The 26854-nt window shown below is 68.8% G+C and carries 25 protein-coding genes and 3 pseudogenes; 10 read left to right on the top strand and 18 right to left on the bottom strand.

Annotated features, from left to right (window positions below; all coding sequences use genetic code 11):
- On the top strand, window positions 1–766 hold a 766-nt coding region (locus tag Y694_RS24795), incomplete at its 5' end, for an MFS transporter (protein WP_036231963.1).
- Here Y694_RS24795 and Y694_RS09950 read toward each other — a convergent pair.
- From Y694_RS09950 to Y694_RS09940, 3 genes are all read right to left on the bottom strand, one after another.
- The gene (locus Y694_RS09950; RefSeq protein WP_011830503.1) at window positions 757–1542 is read right to left on the bottom strand and encodes an SDR family NAD(P)-dependent oxidoreductase; all 786 of its coding nucleotides are present in this window, start codon (window positions 1540–1542) and stop codon (window positions 757–759) included. The genes Y694_RS24795 and Y694_RS09950 overlap by 10 nt on opposite strands.
- Window positions 1543–1644: 102 nt before the next feature.
- The gene (locus Y694_RS09945; RefSeq protein ID WP_036231960.1) at window positions 1645–3294 is read right to left on the bottom strand and encodes a PAS domain-containing methyl-accepting chemotaxis protein; all 1650 of its coding nucleotides are present in this window, start codon (window positions 3292–3294) and stop codon (window positions 1645–1647) included.
- Between the two features lie 136 nt (window positions 3295–3430).
- On the bottom strand, window positions 3431–4414 hold the full coding sequence (locus Y694_RS09940) for an MBL fold metallo-hydrolase (protein WP_011830501.1): 984 nt from the start codon (window positions 4412–4414) through the stop codon (window positions 3431–3433).
- 385 nt (window positions 4415–4799) lie between these two features.
- Here Y694_RS09940 and Y694_RS09935 point away from each other — a divergent pair, with 385 nt between their 5' ends.
- Both Y694_RS09935 and Y694_RS09930 read left to right on the top strand, forming a co-directional pair.
- On the top strand, window positions 4800–6086 hold the full coding sequence (locus Y694_RS09935) for a DEAD/DEAH box helicase (protein WP_409072475.1): 1287 nt from the start codon (window positions 4800–4802) through the stop codon (window positions 6084–6086).
- Window positions 6087–6288: 202 nt separating this feature from the next.
- Window positions 6289–6522 carry a hypothetical protein gene (locus tag Y694_RS09930; protein WP_011830499.1) on the top strand — a complete coding sequence of 78 codons (234 nt, stop codon included), beginning with the start codon at window positions 6289–6291 and terminating at the stop codon, window positions 6520–6522.
- 7 nt (window positions 6523–6529) lie between these two features.
- Here Y694_RS09930 and Y694_RS09925 read toward each other — a convergent pair whose 3' ends face one another.
- Window positions 6530–9247 (bottom strand): LuxR C-terminal-related transcriptional regulator, encoded by a 2718-nt coding sequence (locus Y694_RS09925; protein ID WP_051495689.1) that lies wholly within the window; start codon window positions 9245–9247, stop codon window positions 6530–6532.
- A 252-nt stretch (window positions 9248–9499) separates the two neighbouring features.
- On the opposite strand from Y694_RS09925, the gene Y694_RS09920 reads away from it, so the two are divergent.
- On the top strand, window positions 9500–11140 hold the full coding sequence (locus Y694_RS09920) for an NAD(P)/FAD-dependent oxidoreductase (RefSeq protein WP_036231957.1): 1641 nt from the start codon (window positions 9500–9502) through the stop codon (window positions 11138–11140).
- 4 nt (window positions 11141–11144) lie between these two features.
- On the opposite strand, the gene rsgA is transcribed toward Y694_RS09920, so the two are convergent.
- From rsgA to Y694_RS09905, 3 genes and pseudogenes are all read right to left on the bottom strand, one after another.
- On the bottom strand, window positions 11145–12059 hold the full coding sequence (rsgA, locus tag Y694_RS09915; protein ID WP_036231954.1) for a ribosome small subunit-dependent GTPase A: 915 nt from the start codon (window positions 12057–12059) through the stop codon (window positions 11145–11147).
- A 16-nt stretch (window positions 12060–12075) separates the two neighbouring features.
- Entirely contained in the window at window positions 12076–12396 is a 321-nt protein-coding gene (locus tag Y694_RS09910) for a 4a-hydroxytetrahydrobiopterin dehydratase (protein WP_036231951.1), read from the bottom strand.
- Window positions 12393–13660 (bottom strand): annotated as a pseudogene (locus tag Y694_RS09905) (M48 family metallopeptidase). The gene Y694_RS09910 and the pseudogene Y694_RS09905 overlap by 4 nt, the downstream one beginning before the upstream one ends.
- Before the next feature lie 53 nt (window positions 13661–13713).
- Here Y694_RS09905 and orn point away from each other — a divergent pair.
- Entirely contained in the window at window positions 13714–14289 is a 576-nt protein-coding gene (gene orn / locus Y694_RS09900) for an oligoribonuclease (RefSeq protein WP_011830493.1), read from the top strand.
- A 115-nt stretch (window positions 14290–14404) separates the two neighbouring features.
- Here the strand turns inward: orn and Y694_RS09895 are convergent, their stop codons facing one another.
- The 8 genes from Y694_RS09895 to Y694_RS09860 all read right to left on the bottom strand — a co-directional run bounded on the left by Y694_RS09895 (window position 14405) and on the right by Y694_RS09860 (window position 18976).
- Window positions 14405–14644 (bottom strand): CsbD family protein, encoded by a 240-nt coding sequence (locus Y694_RS09895; RefSeq protein WP_011830492.1) that lies wholly within the window; start codon window positions 14642–14644, stop codon window positions 14405–14407.
- A gap of 44 nt (window positions 14645–14688) precedes the next feature.
- Window positions 14689–15003, bottom strand: coding sequence for a BON domain-containing protein (locus Y694_RS09890; RefSeq protein WP_011830491.1), 315 nt, complete (start codon window positions 15001–15003; stop codon window positions 14689–14691).
- Window positions 15004–15174: 171 nt separating this feature from the next.
- A complete protein-coding gene (locus Y694_RS09885; protein ID WP_011830490.1) occupies window positions 15175–15510 on the bottom strand; it encodes a hypothetical protein in 336 nt (111 codons plus the stop codon).
- 57 nt (window positions 15511–15567) lie between these two features.
- Entirely contained in the window at window positions 15568–16443 is an 876-nt protein-coding gene (locus Y694_RS09880) for a hypothetical protein (RefSeq protein ID WP_036231945.1), read from the bottom strand.
- Complete coding sequence (locus Y694_RS09875; protein ID WP_011830488.1) at window positions 16440–16820, bottom strand: hypothetical protein; 381 nt, start codon at window positions 16818–16820, stop codon at window positions 16440–16442. The genes Y694_RS09880 and Y694_RS09875 overlap by 4 nt, the downstream gene beginning before the upstream one ends.
- 18 nt (window positions 16821–16838) lie before the next feature.
- Window positions 16839–17186 carry a hypothetical protein gene (locus tag Y694_RS09870; RefSeq protein WP_011830487.1) on the bottom strand — a complete coding sequence of 116 codons (348 nt, stop codon included), beginning with the start codon at window positions 17184–17186 and terminating at the stop codon, window positions 16839–16841.
- 74 nt (window positions 17187–17260) lie between these two features.
- Complete coding sequence (locus Y694_RS23305; protein WP_011830486.1) at window positions 17261–17425, bottom strand: DUF1328 domain-containing protein; 165 nt, start codon at window positions 17423–17425, stop codon at window positions 17261–17263.
- Between the two features lie 171 nt (window positions 17426–17596).
- Window positions 17597–18976, bottom strand: coding sequence for a CHASE3 domain-containing protein (locus Y694_RS09860; RefSeq protein ID WP_036231941.1), 1380 nt, complete (start codon window positions 18974–18976; stop codon window positions 17597–17599).
- A gap of 105 nt (window positions 18977–19081) precedes the next feature.
- Here Y694_RS09860 and Y694_RS09855 point away from each other — a divergent pair, with 105 nt between their 5' ends.
- On the top strand, window positions 19082–19720 hold the full coding sequence (locus tag Y694_RS09855) for a response regulator transcription factor (RefSeq protein ID WP_011830484.1): 639 nt from the start codon (window positions 19082–19084) through the stop codon (window positions 19718–19720).
- 23 nt (window positions 19721–19743) lie between these two features.
- Here the strand turns inward: Y694_RS09855 and Y694_RS09850 are convergent, their stop codons facing one another.
- From Y694_RS09850 to Y694_RS09840, 3 genes are all read right to left on the bottom strand, one after another.
- Entirely contained in the window at window positions 19744–20142 is a 399-nt protein-coding gene (locus Y694_RS09850) for a response regulator transcription factor (protein ID WP_011830483.1), read from the bottom strand.
- Between the two features lie 161 nt (window positions 20143–20303).
- Window positions 20304–21212 (bottom strand): tRNA glutamyl-Q(34) synthetase GluQRS, encoded by a 909-nt coding sequence (gene gluQRS, locus Y694_RS09845; RefSeq protein WP_036231938.1) that lies wholly within the window; start codon window positions 21210–21212, stop codon window positions 20304–20306.
- Between the two features lie 43 nt (window positions 21213–21255).
- Window positions 21256–21915: a GntR family transcriptional regulator gene (locus tag Y694_RS09840; protein ID WP_036231936.1), complete on the bottom strand. Its 660-nt coding sequence runs from the start codon at window positions 21913–21915 to the stop codon at window positions 21256–21258.
- Window positions 21916–22043: 128 nt separating this feature from the next.
- Here Y694_RS09840 and Y694_RS09835 point away from each other — a divergent pair, with 128 nt between their 5' ends.
- The 4 genes and pseudogenes from Y694_RS09835 to Y694_RS09820 form a co-directional block, all read left to right on the top strand.
- On the top strand, window positions 22044–23048 hold the full coding sequence (locus tag Y694_RS09835; RefSeq protein ID WP_036231934.1) for a tripartite tricarboxylate transporter substrate binding protein: 1005 nt from the start codon (window positions 22044–22046) through the stop codon (window positions 23046–23048).
- A gap of 78 nt (window positions 23049–23126) precedes the next feature.
- Window positions 23127–24068: a LysR family transcriptional regulator gene (locus Y694_RS09830; protein WP_036231931.1), complete on the top strand. Its 942-nt coding sequence runs from the start codon at window positions 23127–23129 to the stop codon at window positions 24066–24068.
- A 159-nt stretch (window positions 24069–24227) separates the two neighbouring features.
- Window positions 24228–25600 (top strand): annotated as a pseudogene (locus Y694_RS09825) (SLC13 family permease).
- A gap of 48 nt (window positions 25601–25648) precedes the next feature.
- Window positions 25649–26854 (top strand): annotated as a pseudogene (locus Y694_RS09820) (malonate decarboxylase subunit alpha); the annotation flags it as partial.

The raw sequence follows: 26854 nt of genomic DNA, 5'->3' as shown, positions 1-26854 counted from the left end.
CCAGGGGCTCACCGCCGTCGCCGGCTGGGCCGTGGCGATGCAGGGTCTGGCGCTGGCGGTGCTGCTGGCGCTGCCGGCGGCCTGGGTGCTGCGCGGCAATGCCCGTCAGCTCGCCGCGGCCGGCAGCGTGCCGGTCGAAGGCACCCGAGTGGCCGTCAGGCGCGCGCTGGCCGACCCGAGCTACCGGCTGCTGAGCGCGGGCTTCTTCATCTGCGGTTTCCACGTCGCCTTCATCGCGACCCACCTGCCAGGCGTGGTGGCCGCCTGCCAGCTGCCGCCGTCGATCGGGGCGTGGGCGCTGGCGGTGGTGGGTCTGTTCAACATCGTCGGCAGCGTCGCGATGGGCTGGGCACTGAGCCACGGTGGCGGGCGCTGGCGCATGAAATCGATGCTGGCCATGCTCTATGCGTCCCGCGCGGTGATCGTGCTGCTGTTCCTGATCGCACCGAAGACCGAGGCGGTGATGCTGGTGTTCTCGGCCGCGATCGGCCTCACCTTCCTGGCCACCGTGCCGCCCACCGCGGGCCTGGTGGCGAAGTTCTTCGGGCCGGCTCACATGGCCACGCTGTTCGGCATCGTCATGCTGGCGCACCAGCTCGGCGGCTTCCTCGGGGCCTATTTCGGCGGCAAGGCCTTCGAGTGGACCGGTGCCTACGATGCCATCTGGATCGTCGACATCCTGCTGGCGGTCGGAGCAGCGCTGGTGCACCTGCCGATTCGCGAGCCCGGTCCGGCGACCCGCGCCGCCGCCGCGGCTCAGGCCTGAACCGTGTAGTTCAGCGCAAGCCGGCCGCCATCGGCGTAGACGATCTGGCCGGTCAGGTAGCTGGCCGCGTCGCTGGCCAGGAAGGCCACCACGTCGGCGATCTCGGCCGGCTCGCCCAGCCGCTTCAAGGGCGTGCGACCGAGGATGCGCTGGCGGGCCTCGTCGCTGGTCAGCACGGCCTGCGTGGCCAGCTCGGTGGCGATCGTGCCGGGTGCCACCGCATTCACGCGCACGCCGTGGTCGGCCAGCGCCAGGGCCATCGCGCGGGTGAGCTGGTTGATGCCGCCCTTGCTGGCGTTGTAGCTGGCGATCGTGGGGATGGCCATCAGGCCGTTGACCGAGCTCATGTTGACGATGACGCCGCGACCCTGGGACGCCATCGTGCGGGCGCAGGCCTGGCCGACGAGGAACGCGCCCTTGAGGTTGACGCCGATCACCGCGTCCCAGTCGGCCTCGGTGACGTCGAGGAAGTCGGCCGCCCTGAAGATGCCGGCGTTGTTGACCAGCACGTCGATCCGGCCGAAGGCCGCCAGCGTGGCGGCGTGCGCGGCCTGTACCTGATCGGCGCGCGACACGTCGCAGTGCCGGTAGATCGCCTGCACGCCGGCGGCGGCCAGGCGCGCGGCCATCGTCTGGCCGCGCTCGTCGTCCACGTCCCATAGCGCGACCGGTGCGCCCTCGCGCGCGAAGCGCTCCGCACAGGCCGCGCCGATGCCTTGAGCGGCGCCGGTGACCACGGTCACACGGCCCGAAAGCGCGAAGTTCACGGTGTTCATTCCGGCTCCCGAATGCCGAGAGCCCGCGCAAAGGGCGGGCTCTCCGCGAAGGCAGTTTAGTGCCGGCCGGCGCTGCGGCACAGCGCAACGACTGTGCGCGGATCAGGCAGCGTGGGTGACTTGCTTCATCGAGCGGCGCAACGCCACCGCGTCGGGCGTGGCCGATGCGCTGCCATCGAGGCGGAACACCTTCACCGTTTCCGCCAGCGTGCCCGACTGCTGCGACAGCGACACCGCCGATGCCGCCATCTGCTCGACCAGCGCGGCGTTCTGCTGCGTGATCGTGTCGAGCTGCGTGACCGCTTCGTTGATCTGCGAGATGCCGGTCAGCTGCTCGCGCGCGCCGTGGCTGATCTCGCTGATCAGTTGGCCGACCTGCTGCACCGTGCGCAAGGCGTCGTCCATCGTCGACCGGGCCGCGTCGGTGAGGCGGCTGCCGGTGTCGACCTTGGCGGCCGAGTCCTCGATCAGTTGCTTGACCTCCTTCGCCGCCGACGAAGTGCGCTGCGCGAGCGCCCGCACCTCGGAGGCCACGACCGAGAAGCCGCGTCCCTGTTCACCGGCCCGGGCGGCCTCGACCGCGGCGTTGAGCGCGAGGATGTTGGTCTGGAATGCGATCCCGTCGATCACCTGGATGATCTCGCCGATGCGCTGCGACGATGCGCTGATCTCGCCCATCGTGCGGGTGACGTCCTGCACCGCGTCGCTGCTGCGCTGGGTCACCGCCGTGGCCTGGGTGGCCAGGCGCGTGGCCTGCTCGGCGGAATCGGCGCTCTGGCGCACGGTGCCGGTGATCTGTTCCATCGAGGCGGCGGTCTCCTGCAGGCTGCTCGCCTGCGACTCGGTCCGTCCCGAGAGATCCTGGTTGCCCGAGGCGATCTCGCCGGTGACGACGCGCATCTGCTCGATCTCGTTGCGCGCGTCGCGCACGATGGACTGCAGGTTCACGTTCAACTGGTTCAGTCCTTTCGTGAGCTGGCCGACGAGGTCGTGGCGGTCGATATCGATCTTCTGCGTCAGGTCGCCGGCGGCCATGCGATTGGCGAACTGCACCAGCTGCGCGAGCGGAGCGATCGTCATCCGGTTCAAGTAGGCGGCGGCGGCCACCGAGCAGAGCAGCAGCGTGGCGATGGCCGTCAGCGCCGGGCCCAGCGCAGGCCACTGCAGCAGGCTACCGCCGGTGACGGCCGCACCCGTCACGAAGCCGGCCGATCCCAGCAGCGCGGCGACGACACCGAGCTTCACCTGAACCGGCAGGCGCAGCACATTCGAGAGGCGGCCCAGCCAGGTGTCGACCCGCAGGCGGCCGGCGTCGAAACGGTGGACCAGTTGTCCGGCGGCCTTCTCGGTACGCATCACTGCATAGAGTTCCTCGGCACGCTCGACATCGGCGCGATCCGGGGCCGTCCGCACCGACATGTAGCCGGTCGGCTGGTCGCCGCTCATGAGCGGCGTGACGTTCGCGATCACCCAGTAGCAGCTACCGTCCTTGCGACGGTTCTTGACCGGCGCCGACCACGGTTGGCCGGAGGCGATGGTGGCCCACATGTCGCGGAAGGCCTCCTCGGGCATGTCGGGGTGGCGGATCATGTTGTGCGGCTGGCCCAGCAGTTCTTCCCGTGCGTAGCCGCTGACCGTGATGAAGGCCGGGTTGCAGTAGGTGATGCGCCCCTTCAGGTCGGTCGTCGAGACCAGGGTTTCGCCGGCGGGGAAGGGGTACTCGCTGGCTGTCACGGGGGTGTTCAGGCGCATGGGATCCTTTGGCGCATCGATGTGTGCGCCGGATCATCGGCAGTGCGTCGCCTCCGCCATTTGATGCAGCGCAATATCGGAGCGTTGCCGCCATGGCCTCCGTGAGGTCCGTCACGGTGGGGGCTGCCGCCGGCGTTCAGCGTGCGCCGGGGGCGGGCGCCTGTGCGTTGCGCGCTTCGCGATCGAGCCACACGCCGAGGCCTTGCGCGTTGAGCTCGACATCCACCGTCAGCAACTCGTCGATCTGCGCATCGGAAAGCACGCTGCCAGCCGCCCGGAGTCTCCGGCGATAGAGCTGTGCCAGTCCGTGGCGCAGTTGCTGATCGCGATCGCCGGCCGTCGCAAGTGGTCGCGCCAGTGCGACCATTGCATCGATCTGCTCGAACAGCTGCTCGGCGAAAGAATCGACCTCGTCGATGCGGCTGTAGTGGGTGAGGTACATGCAGTCCGGGCGCTTCTCGAGCATGCGCGCGATCGAGGTCTTCAAGGGCCCGGGTTCGAACTGCACCGGCGTCGTCGTCGGCAGGACGTAACGACCGCCTGGGGTCCGGAACTCCGGATACGACAGGCCGAAGGTGTCGCCGGTGAACCAGCCGCGGCTGCGCTCGTCCCAGATGCAATGGTGGTGTCGCGCATGGCCGGGCGTCTCGATCAGCAGCAGCGGCCGGCCCGCCAGGTCGAGCACCATGCCGTCGTGGCTGGCGAGCACGCGCTCGGCCGGCACCGGCTGCACCGTGCCGTAGGTACGGGCCACTTCCTCGGCTCCATACACCGCGCTGGCACCCGCGACCAGTGCGCTCGGGTCGATCATGTGCGGCGCGCCGCGCGGATGCACCACCAGCCGGGCGTTCGGCAACTGCTGCATCAGCAGGCCGGCGGCGCCGGCATGATCGAGGTGCACATGGGTGACGATCACGTAATCGACCGCGCCGCGGTCCAGGCCCTGCACGTCGAGCGCGGCCAGCAGGCGCGGCAGCGCGTCGTTGATGCCGCTGTCGACGTAGGCGGCATGGCCGCCTTCGACGACGAGATAGGCCGCATCGAAGCGAGGCCGCATGAAGCCGGTGTCGATCGCGGTGATGCCGTGGCCAAGCGCTTCGAGGAACGGGAAGGTCGTCATCGCAGGACAGGCGGGGAGTGGTGGGAGGAGGCGATTCGATTGTAGGAATTGCCCGCCGGCGGCCTGTCCACCCGGGGACATGCGCGCCCGAATTCGGCACGGGCAGGCGGGATGTGCGACAATGCTTGCTGCGCTGCAAAAAGCAGCCTCCCTCACCCGCGCCGCGGGCCCCGAGGGTCAGTGCATCGTCACCAGTCCGGCCCCACCCGTTTCCCATCGGGGCCATTGCACCCAGTGCAGTCCGTCTGTTGGTCGATGTGTTTTGGACCAACCTGCCGCATCTCTGCATGCGGCGATGACGGACCCGCCGGCAACCCGGCGGGGATGCTTCGTGACTGCTTCGAATTTTGAATCCCTTGGTCTTGCCGCTCCGCTGCTGCATGCCGTGACCCAGCTCGGCTTCACTGCGCCCACCAGCGTGCAGGAACAAGCCATCCCCGCTGCCCTGAAGGGCGGCGACTGGATGGTGAGCAGCCAGACCGGCAGCGGCAAGACCGCGGCCTTCCTGCTGCCGGTGCTGCACCGCCTGCTGAATGCCGGTGCCGCCGAACAGACCCGCGTCGCGACGCCGCGCGCCGTGGTGCTGTGCCCGACCCGCGAACTTGCCCAGCAGGTGTCCGCCGACGCGATCGACCTGATGCGCGGCGTGGGCGAAGCGCTGCGCGCCGAAGCCAAGCAGCACCCGCTGCGCGACGCCGCGCGCGGCCTGCGCATCGCCACCGTGGTGGGTGGCATGCCGTTCGGCAAGCAACTGTTCGACCTGCGCGGCGCCCAACTCGTCGTGGCCACTCCCGGCCGCCTGCTCGACCTGCACAGCCGTGGTCAGATCCGCCTCGACGCGACGCAGGTGCTGGTGGTCGACGAGGCCGACCGCATGCTGGACCTCGGCTTTGCCGAGGACCTGGCGGCGATCGCCGACGCCACCGCCCAGCGCGACCAGACCATGATGTTCTCGGCCACCTTCGCGCCGCGGATCATGGCGCTGGCCAGCAAGCTGATGCGCTCGCCCGGCCGCCTGGAACTGGCGACCGCACACGACGTGCACAGCGACATCACCCAGACCCTGCACTGGGCCGACAACATGGGCCACAAGCAGGCGCTGCTGGAGCACTGGCTGCGCGATGCCGAGGTGGACCAGGCCGTGGTGTTCGCCAGCACCCAGGTCGACACCGAAGCCATCGCCGAGGCGCTGCAGCAGCAAGGCCACTCGGCCGTCGCGCTGCACGGCGCGATGCCGCAGGCGGTGCGCAACCGTCGTCTGCAGAACGTGCGTGACGGCCATGTGCGCGTGCTCGTCGCCACCGACGTGGCGGCGCGCGGCCTCGACGTGCCGAGCATCAGCCACGTCATCAACTTCGGCCTGCCGATGAAGGCTGAAGACTACGTGCACCGCATCGGCCGCACCGGCCGGGCCGGCCGCAGCGGTACCGCAATCACCATCGCCGAGCACCGCGAGCGCGGCAAGATCCGTGCGATCGAGGCCTTCACCCGCCAGCCGATCGAGGCCAGCGTGATCGTCGGTCTGGAGCCCACGCCGCAGCGTCCGCGTCCGGCCAAGCCGCTGCCGGGCCAGCGTCACGGTCAGGGCCGTGGTGGCCGCCCGTCGGGCGGCGGTTTCGGCGGCGGGCGCCGTGAGGGCGCTTCGCGCTTCGGATCACGCGACGGTCGCTGAGTGCCGCAAGGCGCTTTGCGGAATGAGGGCTGCCGAGAGGCAGCCTTTTTTCTTTCTGCAGGTGCGCTCGGCACGGGAGGACAGGAATTTTTCCCATTTCCATGCTGTCAGTTTTTTGTCAGGCTGAGGTCCGGCGCCTTGCTGCCGAACCGCTGTCCGATCGATCGGACAGCTTCTTGCAACCCTTCAAGAGGAGACCTGCATGAGCCTGCTGCGCACCCTGATCATCGCCATCGGCCCGATGCTGGGCACTTCCGTCGCGCTGGCGCAGAACGCGCCGGCCGCCAAACCGGAAACCAAAGCGACCCAGGCCAAGTCCGCGGCCCAGCCAACCGGTGGGCGCGACTGGACCCAGATCGACACGAACAAGGACGGCTATGTGTCGCCCGAGGAGATGGAAGTCTGGCTGAAGGCCAATCCCGGCCCGGCCAAGTGAAGCGGCGCTAGCGGCCCGTGGTGTCCGATGTCTTCACGACGCGGATGGCCTCGAGCCGCGTTTTCACACCCAGCTTCGAGTAGATGTTGCGGACGTGGAATTTCACGGTGTCGCGGCTCACGCACAGCGCGCTGGCGATCTCCTCGTTCGACTGGTAGTCGACCAGCATCGCGAGCACCTTGTGCTCGCGCTTGGTGAGGGGTTCCAGCGCCGCGGCGCGCCAGGGGGTGTCCGCAGGGGCTGGCGCGGTGCCGCTGGCCTCGATCAGCCGTCCCAGGAGGGCGCGGGCCTCGGCGCCGTTCTCGGGGGCTGCGGCCGGCAGGTTGGCATGGGCGCGCAGCAGTGCCGCCAGTGCCGGGCCTTCGTCGAGGAACATGCGCACGTAACGGCCGGGCGCCGCGAGTTCCAGCGCCAACTGCAGGCAGCGGTGCGCCGGCCGCGTCTGACCCAGACTGTGGTGCGCCAGCGCCGCCAGCGTCTGCAGCCGGATCTGTCGGTGCACGCGCCCCTGGCGCTGTGCGGCCGCTAGGCAGGCGCCGATCTCGTCGAGCGCCTGGGCCGCGCGGCCCGCATGCAGATCGAGCCGGATGCGGCCGATGCGCGGGCCGTCGGTCTCCTCCGAGAACCGCACCCAGTCGTCGGTGTCGCTGCGGCTCTCGGGTTGCAGGCGGGCGGCGAGCGTCTGCGCCCGATCGACGCGGCCCGCGACGAGTTCGCGGCGCACCCGCTCGCCCTGTATCAATTGCACGGCGCGCGGCCAGCGGCCGTTGTAGCTCAGCCGTTCGGCCTCTTCCAGAGTCTCCAGCGCGAGCGCGAGCTCCCCGCGCTGGTCGCGGATGCGGGCGACCGCCCGATAGCAGACCACGAGGTAGTCATGCAGCGAGGCCTCGACGATCATGTCGTGGAACTGCTCGAACAGCGCCAGCGCGTCGCCGGTCTGGTCGGCTTCGTAGAGCGCCATCACCAGCGCACAGGCCAGGCAGGCCTTCGAGACCGATTCCTCCAGCACCATGCGCCGGTCGGAGATCGCGCCGCGCAGGTGCTCCACGGCTTCGGGCAGCTGCCCCTGCGCCACCAGCGTGAGGCCCGAGTGCACCAGCGAGTAGGCCAGCGTGAAGGTCGCATTCGAGCGCTCGCTGAGCGAGCGGCCCTGCGCCAGGCTGTGCAGCGCCGGGCCGAACTCGCCGCGCATCATGCCGACGAAGCCGCGCACGTTGTGGCCGGCGGCGAGCTCGAAATTGCGGAAGCGGTTGGACGTCGGCTCGCGGTGCTCGGTATGCGCCACGTACTCCAGCGCGCGGGCCGGATCGTCCTGCAGGACGGCGGCCATCGACAGCGCCAGCCGCGGGTCGCCTTCGATCAGCCGTCGTGCCAGGTTGGCACGCAACACCGGCAGCAGCGGCGCCAGCTGCTCGTGCCGGATCAGGAACGTGAAGGCCCAAGACAGCTTGACCGCGATGCCCGGGCGCCGCGTGGCGGCATCGGCCGGCAGGCGGTGTGACCAACGGTCGACGGTGGCGAAGTGACCGTCCGGCACCAGCGCGTCGGACCAGTGGTCGAAGACCTCGCAGGCGCGGTCATCGTCACCGGCGCTCAGGTGGTGGTGCAGCGCTTCTTCCAGCTGGCCCTGCGACTCGAACCAGGCCGCGGCACGGCGGTGCACCGCGACCCGGCGCTCGGGTTGCGTGCGCGCCAGTTGCTCCTGGAGGAAGTTCGCGAAGATCGCGTGGTAGGTGAACCAGCCTTCGCCTGATTCCAGCCGCCGCACGAACAGCCCGTCGCGTTCGAGCGAGGCGAGCATCTCCTGCCCGTCGCTGCGGCCGAGCACGTCGTCGCACAGCGCGGCCGACATGCGCGACAGCACCGACGTCTGCAGCAGAAAGTCCTGCACCGGCGGCGGCTGCTGGCCGAGCACGTTCTCGGCGAGGTAGTCGGCCACCTCGCGCGGTGCGCCGCCGCACCCGCTGGCCAGCGAGTGACGCACCGAGGCCGAGCCCAGCGCGAGCCGGTACAGCTGCACCGCAGCGGGCCAGCCTTCGGTGCCGCGGAAGATGGCGTCGAGCTCGGTGTCGCTGACGCTCAGACCGCGGTCGGCGTCGAACACGTGGCGCATCTCCGCGCGCGAGAAGCGCAGGTCCTCGGCGCTGACCACCAGCGCCTCGTCGCCCACCACCAGCCGCGGCAGGCCCACTTCGGGCACGACGCGGCTCGCCAGGAACCAGCGGATGCGGTCGGGCGCGTTCGTGATCAGTTCGCGCAGCAGCCGCAGCGCACCGGGGTCGGTGATCGCGTGCAGGTCGTCCAGGAACAGGGCCACCGGCCGGCCGAGTTCGAGCAGCCGGCCGATCAGCCAGTCGGACCGCGGGGTGATGGTGCCGGCGCTTCCGGCGTAGTCCTCGTTCGGCGGAGTGGGCGACTGCGAGCCCAGCACGGTCAGCAGCGCCTGCAAATGCCCCAGCAGCCGGCGGATGTCGTTGTCGCTCTCGTCGAGCGAGAGCCAGCCGGTGAGGGCGCCGCCGCTCGCGCTGGCGGCCTGCGCCTGCAGCATCAGGCTGGTCTTGCCGTGCCCCGCGGGGCCCTGGAACACCACCACGCGCTCGGCGACATCGCGGAACAGCCGTGCGAGCAGCGCGCTGCGCTCCACCGCATGGCGGTGCGCGCGCGGAGGCAGGATCTTGTGGTTCAGCGGCAGCGGCACGAAGCCGGCCGGTACGGCGATCTTCAAGGGCGGGAAACCGGAGGAGAGACGGGGTCGATGTCGGCGCCGAGATTCTGCCTACGCAGCCTGAGGTTTGCTGCGGTGCAAACCCCTTCGGCCCGCCGTTCTGCCGAGGCCTACGGGAAACCACTAGCCCGTGCATCGGCCAAAAACTAGCCTGCGGGTGGGGGCGGCCGGCGGCACGCGTCGCGATGATCCGTTCAGGATCGACGCGCCGTGTGCGCCGTCGAGTGACCGTCAAGGAAAGGGACAACAGCAATGGACAAGGCAAGCTCCTCCTCGGGTTCGGCGGGTCGCGGCGCGCCGACCACACTCGATGTCGTGGTGGTCGGTGCCGGCTTCGCCGGCCTCTATGCACTGCACCTGCTGCGCAAGAAGGGCTACTCGGTGCGGGTCTATGAAGCCGGCGACGGCATCGGCGGCACCTGGTACTGGAACCGCTATCCCGGCGCGCGCTGCGACATCGAGAGCATCGAGTACTCCTATTCCTTCGACGAGCAGCTGCAGCAGGAGTGGGACTGGCCGGCGCGCTATGCCGACCAGGCCGACATCCTGAAGTACATCAACCACGTGGCCGACCGCTTCGACCTGCGGCGAGACATCCAGCTCGAGACGCGGGTCACGTCGGCGCACTTCGACGAGAAGGCCAGCCGCTGGACGGTGACGACCAACCGCGGCGAGACGGTCTCGGCCCAGTTCTGCATCATGGCGACCGGCTGCCTGTCGACGCCCAAGCAGGTCGACGTCGAGGGCATCGACGACTTCGCCGGGCAGTGCTATCACACCGCGGCGTGGCCGCGCGGCGGCGTCGACTTCAGCGGTCGGCGCGTCGGCATCATCGGCACCGGCTCGTCGGGCATCCAGGCCATCCCGCACATCGCGAAGCAGGCCAAGCACCTGACGGTGTTCCAGCGCACACCGAACTTCAGCATCCCGGCCTGGAACCATCCGCTCGACGACGAGCAGCGTCGCGTTCAGAAGGCCGAGTACGCCGACCTGCGCCAGCGCGAATGGAACTCCGTCCTCGGTATCTCGCGCTTCCCGGTCAACCCGAACCGCGCGCTCGACGCCACACCCGAGGAGCGCGAACGCGAATACGAGGCCCGCTGGGCGATGGGCGGCCTGAGCTTCTACACCTCGTATGTCGACCTGCTGGTCGATCCGCGGGCCAACGAGACGCTCGCCGAGTTCGCACGCCGCAAGATCCGCCAGAAGGTCAAGGACCCGAAGGTGGCCGAGATGCTGGTGCCCAAGGGCTACCCGTTCGGCACCAAGCGCCTGTGCGCCGACACCGACTACTACGAGACCTACAACCGCGACAACGTGACGCTGGTCGACCTTCGCGCCACACCGTTCCAGAAGTTCTCCGCCAGTGGCGTCACCACGCAGGACGGTCGATTCCACGAACTCGATGCGCTGATCACGGCCACCGGCTTCGACGCGCTGACGGGCACGCTGTGCAACATGGACATCCGCGGGCGCGGCGGCGAGGTGCTGGGCGACAAGTGGAAGGGCGGGCCGCGCACGGCGCTGGGCATCATGAGTGCCCGGTTCCCGAACATGTTCGTCACCACCGGCCCGGGCAGCCCGTCGGTGCTGTTCAACATGATCCTCGGCAACGAATACCACGTCGAATGGATCGTGCGGGCCATCGAGGACGTGCGCAAGGCCGGCCGTGTCGCCATCGAGCCGACGCAGGCGATCGAGGACTTCTGGTGCCAGCACGTCACCGATGTCGGCAACCAGACGCTCTTCACGCAAGCCGACTCCTGGTACATGGGCGCCAACGTGCCGGGCAAGCCGCGGCAGATCCTGCTGTATCTGGGGGGCTTCCCGGCCTACAAGGCCACCTGCGAGGACATCGTCGCGAAGGGCTACGAGGGCTTCTCGATGGTCTGAAGGGTCACCAGCGCGTGCGCGCCCGCTCGTCCAGCAGGTCGCCGTAGATGCGCCAGCGGCTGGCGCTGATCTCGCCGCGCTCGACCGCGGCGATCACCGCGCAGCCCGGCTCGTGGCGGTGGGTGCAGTTGTAGAACCTGCAGCCGCCGGCATGGGCGCGCAGGTCGGGCATGTAGGCTGGCAGCTGCTCGGCCTCGATCTGCTGCAGGCCGAACTCCTGGAAGCCGGGCGAATCGATCAGCGCGCTGTTCGTCGCGCGGTCCAGCCAGTACCACTGGGTGGTGGTCGTGGTGTGCCGTCCGGAGTTGAGCGCCTGCGAGATCTCGCCGACCTGGGCCCGGGCGCCCGGCAGCAGCGCATTGATCAGCGTGCTCTTGCCGGTGCCCGACGGGCCGAGCACCAGCGTCGTTCGCCCGGCGAGCCGTTCGTTCAGCGTACCGGACGCGGCGTCGAACGCGTGCTTCAGCGACAGCTCGATCACCGCATAGCCCATCGCCCGGTAGGGTGCGAGGCGGGCGCGCTGGGCTTCGGCGTCCGGCAGGTCGGTCTTGTTGAGCACGATGGTCGCGTCGATGCCGGCCGACTCGGCGGCGATCAGCGCGCGCGTGAGCTGGGACTCGCTGAATTGCGGGTCGACCGCAAGCCAGATCAGCAGCTGGTCGAGGTTGGCCGCGAAGGACTTGGTCTTCCACTCGTCCTGGCGGAACAGCAGGTTGCGGCGCGGCTCCAGGTGCTCGATCACGCCCTCGTCCTGGTCGCCGCCGACCGGCAGCCAGCGCACGCGGTCACCGACGACCAGCGCGCTCTTCTTGCCGCGCGGATGGCAGATCAGGCGGCGGCCCTCGGGCGTCTCGACGATGTAGTGGCGGCCGTGCCCGGCCACCACGAGACCCAGGTCGAGCTCGACCGGACGGGTCAAGCGCGCCCCTTGCGCTTCATGTGAGCAGGGCGTCGAGCTTCGCCGCGCAGATGAAGTCGTTCAGCGAGATGCCGCCCACCGAGTGGGTGTTGAAGCGCACCGCGCAGCGGTCGTAGCTGACGGCGAGATCGGGGTGGTGGTCCTCGCGGTTGGCGATCCAGGCCACCGCGTTCACGAAGCCGATGGTCTCGTGGTAGTTCGCGAAGCTGTAGGTCTTCTCGATCGAACCTTCGACGAGTGACCAGCCGACCACCGTCTGCAGGTGCTTGCCGATCTCGTAGGGCGTCATGGCGCCGTCGGCCTGCGGCAGGCAATGCTGTTCGGACAGTTTCGTCATGCCAGGGCTCCCATCGCGGCCAACCGCTCCGAAGCGGGCGGGTGCGAGTAGTAGAAGCGCACGTAGAGCCGGTCCGGCGTCAGGGTCGAGGCGTTGTCCTCGTAGAGCTTGAGCAGCGCGCCGCCGAGATCGCGGGCGCTGGTCTGTGCGCAGGCGTAGGCATCTGCCTCGAACTCGTGACGGCGCGAGAGGCCGGCGAACAGTGGTGTGACGAAGAAGCTGAACACCGGGCCGACCAGCAGGAACAGCAGCAGCGCGAGCGCGTCGTTCGGTGCATCGAGGCTGGGCCGCACGCCCAGCCCGGCATAGAACCAGACCTGCTGCGACAGCCAGCCGAGCAGCGCGAAGCCGGCGAGACTGAGCGCGAACATCGCGACGATGCGCTTCGTGACGTGGCGGTGCTTGAAATGGCCCAGCTCGTGCGCCAGCACCGCCTCCACCTCGGGCGGCGACAGCTTGGACAGCAGCGTGTCGAAGAACACCACGCGCTTGGCGGCCCCGAAGCCGGTGAAGTAGGCGTTGGCGTGGGCCGAGCGGCGGCTGCCGTCCATCACGAACAGCCCCTTGGCTGCGAACCCGCAGCGCGCCATCAGCCCTCGACGCGCGCTTTCAGCGCACCGTCCTCGAGCGGTTGGAACTTGTTGAAGATCGGCGCGATGACGGTCGGATAGAGCACCAGCACCAGCAGGTTGAAGCCCACCCACACGGCCCAGGCCCACAGCCACCAGGTCGCGCCGGCTGTGCCCATGAGCCAGAGGATCAGCGCGGCGATCGGCAGCCCGAGCAGCGCGCCCACCAGCACGCCCTTGGCCTGGTCGGCCAGCCACAGCCCGGGCGTCGTGTGGTTGAAGCCGTGGCGTTGTTCCAGACGGAAGGTGGTCCAGGCTTCGAAGGGCAGGTCGATCAGTCCGGTGATCAGCGCGAACGCCGCCAGCAGTGCGAGCTGGTAGCCCAGATCGCCGAGCGCGGGCCGGGCCTCGGCGAGCAGCCAGCCGTTCAGCGCATCGAGTCCGCCCAGCAGCGTCCAGCCCAGCAGCACCGCGGCGCCGAAGGCGGTGGTCAGCAGGCCCAGGCGCAGCTTGGCGAGCGTGTAATCGGCCGCGCGCTGGTGGGCTTGCAGGCTCACGGTGGCTTCGAAGGCCGCCGGCACGCTGTGGCGGTGGGTGGCAACGTGGCGGATCTGGCGGCTGGCGAGCCAGACCCGCAGCAGCAGGGAGCCGACCAGGAAAGCCGCGAAAAGCACGGTCAGGATGCTTGTCGTCATGGTGGATCAGTGTACGTGTTGACCGACAATTAACGGCTAGCAAGGATCCCCTCATGACCGAAACCGCCATCGCTTCCTCCCCGCTTGCCAAGAGCGAGCAGAACCTGATCTGGATCGACCTCGAGATGACCGGGCTCGATCCGCTCAACGACCGCATCATCGAGATCGCGGTCGTCGTCACCGACCCGGGTCTGACGGTGCGCATCGAGGGTCCGGTGTTCGCGGTGCACCAGAGCGATGCCGTTCTCGACGCGATGGACGCGTGGAACAAGGGCACGCACGGCCGCAGCGGCCTGATCGACCGCGTGAAGGCCTCGACCGTGGACGAGGCCGCTGCCGAGCGGCAGGTGATCGAGTTCCTGAAGGCGTACGTGCCGGCCGGCAAGTCGCCGATGAGTGGCAACTCGATCTGCCAGGACCGCCGCTTCCTCGCGAAGGACATGCCCGCGCTCGAGACCTTCTTCCACTACCGCAACCTCGACGTCAGCACGCTCAAGGAGCTGGCGCGGCGCTGGAAGCCGGCCATCCTGGACGGCTTCAAGAAGGCCCAGGCGCACACCGCACTGGCGGACATCCACGAATCGATCGACGAACTGGCCTATTACCGCGAGCATTTCCTCGCCCTCTGACGCGGGGCGCGGCCCGGAACGACAAAGGCCCGGCCTCTGGGAGGCCGGGCCGCTGCGCTCGGGGATGTCGGTCCTGGAACGCGGGGAGGGGCGGTGGCGCCCCGGGATCGACGGGTCAGTGGCGAGGCGAGTTGCCGCCGTCGGTGAACCAGTCGTCCTTGGCGCTGCGCTCCCATGACGACACCTGTTTCTCGGCTTCGTCCTTGGCCACGCCGTAGCGCTCCTGGATCTTGCCGGCGAGCTGGTCGCGCCGGCCGGCGATGACGTCGAAGTCGTCGTCGGTCAGCTTGCCCCATTGCTCCTTGGCCTTGCCCTTGAGCTGCTTCCAGTTGCCTTCGATGCGGTCCCAGTTCATGTGTGGATCTCCTTCAGGTGGGTTGCAGAAAGATGAAGGGCGGGTCAGCCCTTCACGACGATGGAGTTCTTCACGTCTTTCACGCCATTGGCGCGGCGCGCCAGCACTTCGGCCTGCGCCTTCTCCGTCGGGGTCTTGGCGAAGCCCGACAGCTGCACGGTGCCATTCAGCGTTTCCACGCTGATCGCGCTGGCGTCGACGGTCTTGTCCTCGACGAGCTTGGCCTTCACCGAGGTTGTGATGGTGGCGTCGTCGATGTACTGACCGACGGTCGACTGGCCGCGCTGCACCGCGCAGCCGCTGGTGACGACGAGGGTGGTGGCCGTGGCGGCCGCGATGAGCAGGGTACGGAAGTTCATGGTGGTTTCTCCTGAGGTCTCGGGGTGGAAGTGGTTGTCGCGAGCGGCACGCCGCCTTCCGGCGGGTCCTTCATCTCGTCCGCGTGCTCTTCCTCGTCACGCAGGATGTCTTGGCGTCAAAGATGGCGAAGGCTCGGATCGTTCATCGAAAGCTCCTTGGTGGGGTCGGTGTCACTGATCCTCGTTCTTGCTGCGGCGCAGGGTGCGGGCATCCGCGCTGCCGCTGTGCGGGTGCTCGGAGTCGGAACGACGCTGCGATTCCGAGCGCTTGTTGTGGTCCTGCTGGTCGCGCTGGCTGCTGACCAGGCCCACGCCGACCAGCACGGCGAACACGGCGATCAGCACGGCGTACCAGGTGCCGATCGAGGTAGCGGCCGGATCCGGGAACCCGGCCTGCGCCGAAGCCGTGCTGGCGATCAGCAGGCTCGTCGCGGTGAGGAGGAGGGCTCGGCATTTCATGGTGGGGTCGGCGATCGTTGGGGTGTGAACGGCATCGGTGTCGAGCACATCGGTACCGTCCTGCACCGTTGACCACACTGTAGAAACCGGCGCGTTCGCGAGGTATCAGCAGCCGGCGCGACGACCTGTAGGACGCGGCGCCATCCCGGCGTGCGTGCGTTGCACCCTTGGTGTCGTGCGTGCCCGCAGGCGAGAACGCCGACCCGAGCCGGAGAGCGTCCGGTCCGCGAGGCGGGTCAGACAGGAAGGGGCGGTCCGACGAACGCGTGCCTCGGCACGCGCGGCTTCAGCGCGCTGCGGCGGCGGCCGGGGGAGGGGGTCTGCGGCGTCGCCGCTGAGTGCGGGGTCGGGATCGTTGGCGGCCGCTGTAGCCGTGGCCGTGGCTGCGGGGGGCGCCGCCGCCGTCGCCTGCTCCGGAGCTTCCGGTCCGTCGCGATCGGAGATCGGACCGTCCGGGGCTTGTCCCGCCAGGCTCGCCAGCAGCCGGCTCAGGTCACCGTTCGCCAGCAGAGTTGCAAGGCCCCCGGCGCTTAGCCAGCGCGACGGGCCGCCGCGGGGCCACAGTGCCGAAAGCAGAACCGACGACAGCGCGGCCTGGGGAAGCCAGCGCCACGGCCGCACGACCATCAGCAGCGCACCGGCCCCGGCGGCCAGCGCCACCAGGCGCAGCGGATGACGTTCGGCCAGCGGACCGACGATGCTGCGTGCTGCTGGTGCCGCGACCTCGGCGGCGACGTCGAACACCTGGTGCAGCGGATGGCGCTCCCACCAGCGCGTCAGCATCGAGACCAGCACGTCGAGCGTGCTGTCGTCGCCACCATCCGCGCCGTTCGGCCTCGTTTCCGAGGCGGACCGAGGTGGGTCGCGCCGCGGCGCACGGCGGTTGCCGACCCAGGTCTTGCGCAACCGTGCGCGCGAGCGCTCCAGGCGCTCGATGGGTGTCAGGGCTTCGGGGGGGATGGGCGCGGCGTCCGGCTTCATGGCGCGAGACCTTCACGCACCATCGCCATGTCTTCGCGCAGTTGCGCGCGCAGGTTGCCGAAAGCGGGTCGCGCGTCGATGCGGCGTGCGGTGAACACGCCGAACACCGCCACGAGGCCGGGTACCAGCGGCACCACCCACAGCAGCCAGACGCGGCCGGCGTCGATCGCCGGCAGCGCGGCCCACAACATCAGCGCCACGCCGCCGAGGAGCAGTGCCGCGAGGCCAGCCACCGCGGCGACGGCGAGCCACAGCAGCCGCCGCACCCAATGGGCCTGCAGCTCCTGCAGCTCGTCGCTCGCCAGATCCGCGTACGCCGCCGCGTGCTCGACGAGGGCGTCAGGCTCGCTCGCCAGTACGCGGAGCAGCGGCAGCATGGTGGCCAGAGTCTCGGATCAGCGGCGGTCGCTGCGGCGGTGCGACAGGAACTGCGCGACTGCCATCAATGCGGCGCCGGCGGCTGCGGCGATCAGGACCGCCTTGACGGGCTCCTCCTGCACGTAGCGGACGCCACGGTCGCTGGCGTCGAGCGCGCGTTCGCGCAGTTGCACGGTGCGGTCACGCACCGCGTCGTAGCCGCGGTGCGCCAGATCCTCGGCCTGGTTCGCCAGGCGAACCGCCGCCGGGATCACGCGCTCGCGCACGCCGTTCACGGTCTGCTCGGCGCTGTCGGCCAGGCGGTTGGCGGCGTCGGCGGCCTGCTGGACCTGGGGTTGGATCGATGCGGTGCGGGGTGTGGACATGGCAACTCCTTGCGAGGTTGTGGAGAAGAGTATGCGCCTCTGCGGCGCGAACGACGGTGCTCGTGCGGCGGACCTCAGCCCTTGCGGATCAGGCCGAACAGGAAACTGGCGACGGCGAGGACCACGAACACGAAGAACAGGATCTTGGCGATGCCGGCCGCGCTGGCAGCAATGCCGCCGAAACCGAAGACGGCCGCGATCAGCGCGATGATGAAGAAGACGACGGCGTAGTGCAGCATGGAGGGCTCCTCTGTTGAGACGGTTCCCGGTGGGCCGGGAGGCCGGCGCGGGAATCGCACCGAACCGAAGCCTCAATGTAGAAGGGGGCCCCGATCGACCTATGAGACGCCACCGCCGGGTGCTGTCGTCCGCCACAGCACATCGCTGTAGGACGGCGCTCACGTGCCCGCTCAGGTGGCGAGCTCGTCGCCTTCGTCCGATGGGGGAGGGCGCTTCGGCAGTCGCGCGCTCAGGCGCGAGCCCTCGCCGGGCCGAGACTCGACCTTCATCTCTCCGCCCTCGGCCTCCACGCGGAAGCGCATGCCGGCCAGACCGTGAGCGCCGCTGCGCACACGCTCGGGATCGAAGCCGCTGCCGTCGTCGCTCACCGAGATCTCGACGCCCTCCTCGCCGATCGCGCTCAGCCGCACCTCGACCTGCGTGGCCTTCGCGTACTTGGCGATGTTGGTCAGCGCCTCCTGCACGAAGCGGTAGATCGTGAGGTCGCCGCTGTCACCGAGCTTCACCGGCGCGAAGTCGGTGTGCACGGCCATGCCGGAGCGCTCGCCGAACTCGCGGGTCAGGATGTCGAGCGACACGGTCAGGCCCAGGTGGCCCAGCGCCGAGGGCCGCAGGTCCTCGATGATGCGGCGCTTGAGCGCGATCCCGCTGTTGAGCGCCTCGTTGAGATGCGCCAGCCGCTTCGCGGCCTCGGGAGTCACGGTCGGCAGGTGGGTGCGCAGCCGTGCGACATCGAGCTTGGCCGAGGTCAGCAGGGCACCGAGTTCATCGTGCAGTTCGCGTGCCAGGTGGCTGCGTTCGCTTTCCTGCGCGGTCTGCAGGTGGCGCGCAAGCACGGTGAGTTCGTGCGTGCGCTGGTTCACCTGCGACTCGAGCAGGTCGCGTTCGGCCTGCAGCGCCGCGCGCCGGCGTTCGCGTTCCAGTCCCAGCTCGCGCGTCTGCTTCAGGTAGAAATAGAACGCCAGCACGCTGAGCACCGTCATGGCCGCCACGCCGAGCCGGCTGATCAACAGCGTCTGCTTCACCTGCGACTGGTGATCCGCCAGGCGCTGCATCTCCACGCCGATCAGGCGATCGACCACGACACGTATCGTCTGCTGCATCTCCAGCCCGACGTCGAGTTGCAGCAGGCTGCGCCAGGCGTCCTCGCGGCCCTCCCGGTGCAGCTGGATCGTTTCGGACATCTCCGACAGCTTCTTCTCGATGGCTCGCGCCAGCGTCTCGAAGTCGGTCAGCTGCGCAGGGTGGGTCGCGTAGTACCTCGACAGGGACGGCAGCAGCTCCTTGATTTGGGTTACCGCGTTGCGGTAGGGCGTGAGGTAGGCTTCCTTGCCGGTCAGCAGGTAGCCGCGCTGGCCGGTCTCGGCATCGACCATGTAGCGCAGCACGCGGCCGACGTGGATGCGTGCATCGACGGCGGCGTTGGTCTCCTGGATGGCTGCCAGCGAGCTGTGGTAGGAGGTCTCACTGATCAGCAGCAGTGCCAGTGCCACCAGCAGTGCGAGCGGAAAACTGAGGGCGGACTTGCGCCACAGGCGAGTGCGTGTCATGCGTGAGGCTCGGCGTGATCGCCGACGGGTGAGGGTGTGCAGGATGCACGGGTCACCACGGGCGACCTAGAATCGTTCGCACCGCGGCCCTGATCAGCGAAGTCCATGTCCATCAAAGTTGCGATCGTCGATGACCACGCCATCGTGCGTGCCGGTTTGCGCCAGTATCTCGCCGAGCAGATGGATCTGCAGGTCGTCGCCGAAGCCTCCAACGGCCGCGAGGCGATGGACCTGGTGCGCGCCGGCGGCATCGATGTGCTGATCCTCGACGTGTCGATGCCCGACCAGAACGGCGTCGACGTGCTGTCGGGCATCCGCGCACGCGCGCCCGAGCTGCCGGTGCTGATCCTCAGCTCCTATCCCGAGACGCACTACGCCACCGCCTTGCTCAAACAGGGCGCCAGCGGTTACCTGAACAAGGAGTGCGATCCTCAGGAGATCCTCACCGCGGTGCGCACGCTGTCGCGCGGGCGGCGCTACATCACGCCGGCCGTGGCGGAGCTGCTGGCCGATCAGCTGGGTGGCGGCAAGGCCGAAGGATTGCCTCATGAGCAGCTGTCCGAGCGCGAGTTGCAGGTGTTCCTGCGCCTGGCACAGGGCGAGACCATCGGGGCCATTGGCGAGAGTCTCTCGTTGAGCGTGAAGACGGTCAGCACCTACCGCACGCGGGTCATGGAGAAGATGAAGCTCGCGTCCAACAGCGACCTCACCTACTACGCGCTGAAGAACGGCCTGATCCAATAGCGGGCGCGGCGGCGCCCGGCGTTTCACGCCACGGATGCGGCCTGCGCGCCATCGGGCAGATGGCCGCAGAAGTCGATCAGGCCGTCGATCTCGTTGGACTTGTCGAACACCGCGTCGGCGCGCAGTTCCATGCATTTCATGCGCAGGTCGATCGTCGCGTAGTTGCTGAAGACCACCAGCTTGCGCTCCGGAGGGCGATGCTTGCACGCTTGCAGCACGCCGAGCCCCGAACCCTGCTTGAGAAACAGGTCGACGATCAGCAGATCCCAGCCGTCGGGGTGTTCGGCCAGCCATGCGAGTGCGCCCGCTTCGCCGTCGGACCAACCGACCACGGACACCGGCGTCAATTCTTCGAGGGTATCAATGAGATTGGCCCGGATGACCGGGCTGTCTTCGACGATGAAAACGCGACGCGATGGCATGAAATGCAGGGCAGGGGTGAATGGGGCCGCAGGATCGCTGCCGCCACCATGTGTCTTTTGATGTTATCGGAGACGATGGGTGCGCCGCGTCAGTGCGGGGCGGTTGAGCGTGTAGTCCTGTTCCTACACGGCGGACGCTGCCCGGCCTTCGGTCCCCAACTTCAGTCTGGCGCTGCGTGAGCCGCGCGCCAGGCCAGGATGGCGCGATCCAGCCATGCGCGCACCGAGCGGTCTCGCGGCACGGTCAGGCCCAGAACGGCCCCGGCCGTCGCCAGCGTGGCCGCCGGGTCGGACAGATGAAGTGCGGGCGCCCCATGCTGTTTGCTGAGCTTCTCGCCGTCAGCCGCGCGCACCAGCGGCGTGTGCAGGTAGCGCGGTGTCGGCAGGCCCAGCGCACGCTGCAGCAGGATCTGGCGGGCGGTGTTGTCGGCGAGGTCCTCGCCGCGCACCACGTGGGTCACGCCCTGCGCCGCGTCGTCCACCACCACCGCAAGCTGGTAGGCCCACAGACCGTCGGCGCGCCGCAGCACGAAATCGCCGACGGCCCGATCGACGGCCTGCCGCTGCGCACCCAGTCGCCGATCGTTCCAGTCCACGAGCGCCGCCGCGGGCAAGTGCAGCCGCCAGGACCGGGCTCTGCGGTCGTGCAGCCCACCGTTCTCGGGCCGGCAGGTGCCCGGGTAGACGAGTTCGGCGTGGCGTGAGGGCAGCAGGCCGCGGGCCGAGTTCGCTGCGACGATCTGTTGCCGCGTGCAGGCGCACGGATACGCCATACCGTCCTGCTGCAGGCGATCGAGCGCCGCCTGGTAGAGCGCGCCGCGCTCGCTCTGGCGCAGTGGCGGCGCATCCGGGCGCAGGCCCAGCTGATCGAGCTGGCTCAGGATCTCGGCCTCGGCGCCGGGCACGCAGCGCGGCGTATCCACGTCCTCGATGCGCACCAGCCACCGCCCGCCGTGGGCGCGCGCGTCCAGCCAGCTCGCCAGCGCCGCGACCAGCGAGCCGGCATGCAGCGGGCCGGTGGGAGAGGGCGCGAACCGGCCGACGTAGAGAGGAGGTGGGCGCGGGTTCACGGCGCGGTCCGGTCCTGCGCGATGCCGGGGTATCGCGCCAGGCTCAGGATGCGGCGGGCGCGAGTTCGGCGAGCGAGGCCAGCAGGTCGCCGAAGCGTTCGCCCTGCACCACCACATGCGCGCGCAAGGTGTTGGCCGCCGCCTCGGCGTCGCCCGCCAGCACCGCACGGACGATGGCATCGTGCTCGGCGAACGAGGTGTTCATGCGGTTGCGCACCCGCAGTTGCAGGCGGCGGTAGGGCCGCAACCGGCGGTTCAGCGACTGCGCCTGCTCGTTCAGGAAGCCGTTGTGGCTGCCTTCGTACAGCGCGAAGTGAAAGCGCTCGTTGCACAGGTAGTAGGCCTCGGGGTCGCTGTCGGAGCGCGCCTGCTCGCAGGCCTGGTGGGCGCGCACGAGTTCCGCGCGCTCCTTGTCGGTCATGCGCCTCGCGGCCAGGCGACCGCACATCGCCTCCAGCTCGCTCATCACCTCGAACATCTCGATCAGCCGGGCGGGGCCGATGGCGGCCACCACCGCGCCGCGCCGTGGCCGCAGCTCGATCAGGCCTTCGGCGGACAGCTGGATCAGCGCCTCGCGCACGGGGGTGCGCGAGACGCCGTGGCGTTCCACCAGCGTGGCCTCGTCCAGCGTGCTGCCGGGCGCCAATTCACCGGTGGCGATCTGCTCCTCGATCAGATCGCGTAGCTGTCCCGATATCTTCATGACCCCATTTTTGCATGCCACCACCCCCTCAGGGCATCCACCAGGGTTGACGACAGATGTGATGATGGGTTTAATGTATACATAAAATGATATAGACATACATAAGGCGATTCACCAGGAGACACGCCATGCTTCAGAAGACCCTTTTCCTCGCCCTGTCACGCTTGCTGCCCAGGGTTGCCGTGCTGCTTGCCGCTGTGCTGGCGGGCAGCCTGCAGCCGGCGCTCGCGCAGGCCTGGCCGGCCAAGCCGGTGACGGTCATCGTGCCCTTCCCGGCCGGTGGCGGCACCGATGCCTTCGCGCGGCCGCTGTTCGCGCAGCTGACCAAGCAGCTCGGCCACCAGGTGATCATCGACAACAAGGGGGGCGCCGGCGGCAACGTGGGCGCCACGCTGGCGGCCAAGGCCGCGCCCGATGGCTACACCTGGTTCATGGGCGCGGTGCACCACGCTATCGCGCCGGCGGTCTACCCCAAGCTCGACTACAACCTCGGCGCCGACTTCGTGCCGGTGGCCCTGCTGTCGAGCGTGCCGCAGGTGATCGTCGTCAACCCGCAGCGCCTGCAGGTGAAGGACGTCAAGGAGTTCCTGGCCTATGTGCGCGCCAATCCGGGCAAGGTGAATTACGGCTCGGCGGGCAATGGCACCTCGCACCATCTGGCCGGTGAACTGTTCAAGCTGCAGACCCAGACCTTCATCACGCACATCCCCTATCGTGGCGCCGGTCCGGCGCTGCAGGACCTGATGGCAGGTCAGGTGGACGTGATGTTCGACGGCCTCGGATCGTCGGCGGCGCACATCAAGGGGGGGCGTCTCAGGGCGCTGGCGGTGGCCGGCGAGAAGCGTGCCGCCGGCTATCCCGACATCCCGACGGTCGCCGAGAGCGGCGTGCCGACCTACCAGGTGGCCACCTGGTATGGGCTGTGGGCGCCCAAGGGCACGCCGCAGGCGGCGATCGACCGCATGACCGCCGAACTGCAGAAGGCCCACGGCACGAAGGAGATCAAGGACGCCTGGACGACGCTCGGCGCCGACACGCCCACTCTCTACGGTACGGCCTTCGGCGACTTCGTCAGCGCGGAGACCAAGCGATGGGCCGGCGTGGTGAAGGCCTCCAACGTGAAGCTCGACTGAGGCCGTGTCCGGGCCGCCGTGCCCGGACCGATGCCGACGCGCACGAGCCCGTGGCACAGAGCCGCTGCGAGCGACACCATGGCTGCCCCTCCCCGCGATGCCACCGCGGCCGTCCGTGTCGACGAGGCGATCACCTTCCGCCGGCTCGAGATCCTGCTGGCCTTCATGGAGACCGGGAATCTCGCGCGCGCCGCGGAGAAGCTCGACACCAGCGCGGTCAGCGTGCACCGTGCCCTGCATGCGCTGGAAAGCGGTCTGCGTTGCGCGCTGTTCCGCCACGAGGGCCGGAACCTGCACCCCACCGACGCTGCGCAGGCACTGGCGGAGGTTGCGCGCGAGGTGCTGCGCGGCATGACGGAGGGCATCCGGTCCACCCGCGAAGTGGCGGGCTATTCGGCCGACCGCATCCGCATCGGATCGCTCTACTCGCTGACCCACCAGACGGTGCCGGCGCTGGTCATGGGCATGAAGCTGCGCAAGCCCGACGTGCAGACCGAACTGGTGCTCGGCTCCAATGCCGACCTGCTGCAGAAGCTGCGCGACGGCAGCGTCGATGCTGCGCTGATGGGGTCGCCCGAGAGCGCCGCCGACGTGGAATCGGAACCGCTGTTCGAGGACGACATCTTCTTCGCCGCGCCGGCCCGCTCGCGCTATGCGGCGCTGCAGGAGGTCGACCTGTCCGCTTGCGCCGAGGAGCGTTTCGTCTCCCTGAGCGAAGGCTTCGTGACCTACGGCGGATTCCTGGAGTCGTTCCGCATCGCCGGCTTCACGCCGAACGTCGTCATGAAGACCGGCGACATCTTCTCGCTGATGAACCTGGTGAGCGGTGGCATCGGCTGCACGCTGCTGCCGGGGCGGGTGCGCAGCGTGATGCCGCAGGACGTGCAGTTCATCCCCTTGCAGCCCAGATACCTGATGCGCCAGACCATCGGCCTGCACTTCCTGCGGACGCGCGAGCGCGATCCGAATCTGCTGGCGCTGCTGGCGGTGTGCCGACTCGCAAGGGCCAAGCCCCTTTGAGGCTGGGCATGAGCGTTCGCGGGTTAACCCTCGATCGTTTCATCCGGCGTAATCGTCGACCTCGCTGCTTCATTGATCGTCCCGGACGGCGTGCGTACCTTCTGGCCACGCACAAACGGCGCCCGCGTGCCGTACCAAAACCCCGTCGGAGACAAATCGATGAGTGCTCACTGGATTTCCATCTGCACGTTGATCGGCATGTTCGTGCTCGCCACCGTGCTGCCGATCAACATGGGCGTGATCGCCTTCGTCGGCGCCTTCCTTGTCGGCACGCTGGTGGCCGGCCTGAACGCCAAGGCCATCCTGGGGGCTTCCCCGCCGATCTGTTCCTGACCCTGGTCGGCATCACCTACCTGTTCGCGCTGGCGCAGAACAACGGCACGATCGACTGGCTCGTCAAGCTGGCGGTGCGGGCGGTACGCGGGCGCATCGCCGCCATCCCGTGGATCATGTTCTTCATTGCGGCGTTGCTCACGTCCGTCGGCGCGGTCAGTCCCGCGGCCGTGGCGATCATCGCGCCGATCGCGCTCGGTTTCGCGGCCAAGTACGGCATCAATCCGCTGATGATGGGCTTGATGGTCGTGCACGGCGCGCAGGGCGGCGGCTTCTCGCCGATCAGCATCTACGGCGGCATCACCAACAAGATCGTCGCCAAGGCGGGCCTGCCGCTCAGCGAGATGACGACCATGCTGGCGAGCCTGGGGGTCAACTTGACGGTGTCGCTGCTGCTGTTCTTCATGTTCGGCGGCATGAAGCTGCTGCGTCAGAAGGCCGACGCGAGTGGCGAAGTCCCTGCCGTGCGCCGCACAGCGCACGGTCAGGGCGGAGCCCAGGTATACGGCGATGCCGAAGCAGAGGCGCTCACGGAAGAGCACCGCACCGCCATTCGGGACGACGATTCCCTGATGAATGCCGCACCGGTGGCATCCGCGGACACGGGTTCACGCGCCTATCAGCTGGCCACCGTGGCCGGCCTGATCGGACTGGCCGTGCTGACGCTGTTCTTCAAGCAGGACATCGGCTTCGTGTCGATCTCCATCGGCCTGCTCCTGACGCTGATGGCGCCCAACCTGCAGAAGCGCGCTCTGGGGCAGGTGTCGTGGCCGGAGATCATGCTGATCGTGGGCGTCAGCACCTTCGTGGGTGTGATGGACAAGATGGGCACGATCGACTTCGTGGGACACAGCGTCGCGGGGCTTACCTCGCCGCTGATGGCCGCGTTGCTGTTGTGCTTCGTCGGCGCGGTGGTGTCCGCCTTCGCCTCCTCGACCGCGGTGCTCGGGTCGCTGATTCCGCTGGCGGTGCCCTTCCTGCAGGGCGATGCCGGCGTCAGCGCCATCGGCTTCATCGCCGCGATGGCGGTGTCGTCGACCATCGTCGACGTGAGCCCGTTCTCCACGAATGGCGCACTGGTTCTTGCCAACGCCAAGGGCATCGACCGCGACGTGTTCTTCCGGCAGCTGTTGGTGTACGGCGCCATCGTGACGCTGGTGGCCCCGGTGGTGGTGTGGCTGCTCTTCGTCGTGCTCTGAGGCGGCCGGTGAGCGCGGTCTGAATTCAATCCAACCCATCGGAAATCCATGGAAGCCAGACACTGGAACTCCAAGGCCGACGAGCGTGCCGCCCGGCTGGCGCGCGCGAGCAGCGCGCTCGGCGCACGGCTCACCGGCAAGTGCGTCGATGCCGCGGCGATCACCACCCTGCTCGAGGCGGTGATCGCTTCCGGAGATCGCGTCTGCCTCGAGGGCAACAACCAGAAGCAGGCCGATTTCCTGGCGAAGGCGCTGGTGAAGATCGATCCGAAGCGGGTCCACGGACTGCACATGGTGCAGTCGGTGCTGGCCCTGCCGGAGCATCTGGACATCTTCGAGAACGGCGTCGCATCGCGGCTCGACTTCAGCTTCTCGGGGCCTCAGGGCGCACGGCTGGCCCAGCTGGTGTCGGGCGGTCGCATCGAGATCGGCGCGATCCACACCTACCTCGAACTGTTCGCGCGCTACTTCGTCGACCTCACGCCCAAGGTGGCCCTGGTCGCCGCGCAGGCGGCCGACGCACAAGGCAACCTCTACACCGGCCCCAATACCGAAGACACGCCGGCCATCGTGGAGGCGACGGCGTTTTCCGGCGGCATCGTGATCGCGCAGGTCAACGAACTGGTCGATGGCAAGACCACCACGCTGCCGCGCGTCGACGTCCCGGCCGACTGGGTCAGCTTCGTGGTGAAGGCGCCGCACCCCAACTTCATCGAACCGCTCTTCACCCGCGATCCCGCGCAGATCAGCGAGATCCAGGTGCTGATGGCCATGATGGCGATCAAGGGCATCTACGGCGAGTACGGCGTGCAGCGCCTGAACCACGGCATCGGCTTCGACACGGCGGCGATCGAGCTGCTGTTGCCGACCTACGGCGAATCGCTGGGGCTGAAAGGAAAGATCGGCAAGCACTGGGCCTTGAACCCGCACCCGGCGCTGATTCCGGCCATCGAGGCCGGGTGGGTCGAATCGGTGCACTCCTTCGGCTCCGAGCTCGGCATGGAGGACTACGTCCGCGCCCGCTCCGATGTGTTCTTCACCGGGCCGGACGGCAGCCTGCGCAGCAACCGGGCCTTCTGCCAGGCGGCCGGGCACTACGCCTGCGACATGTTCATCGGCTCGACCCTGCAGATGGATCTTGACGGCAACAGCTCCACCGCCACGCTGGGACGCATCGCCGCTTCGGTGGCGCGCCAACATGGGCGCCGACGCGCGCGGCCGGCGCCACGCCAGCCCCGCCTGGCTGAGCGGCCC

Source organism: Methylibium sp. T29-B, assembly GCF_000576225.1.
GTDB classification, from domain to species: Bacteria; Pseudomonadota; Gammaproteobacteria; order Burkholderiales; family Burkholderiaceae_C; genus Methylibium; species Methylibium petroleiphilum.
The sequence above is the reverse complement of the archived record's forward strand: the minus strand, read 5'-3'. Positions and strand labels throughout refer to the sequence as shown.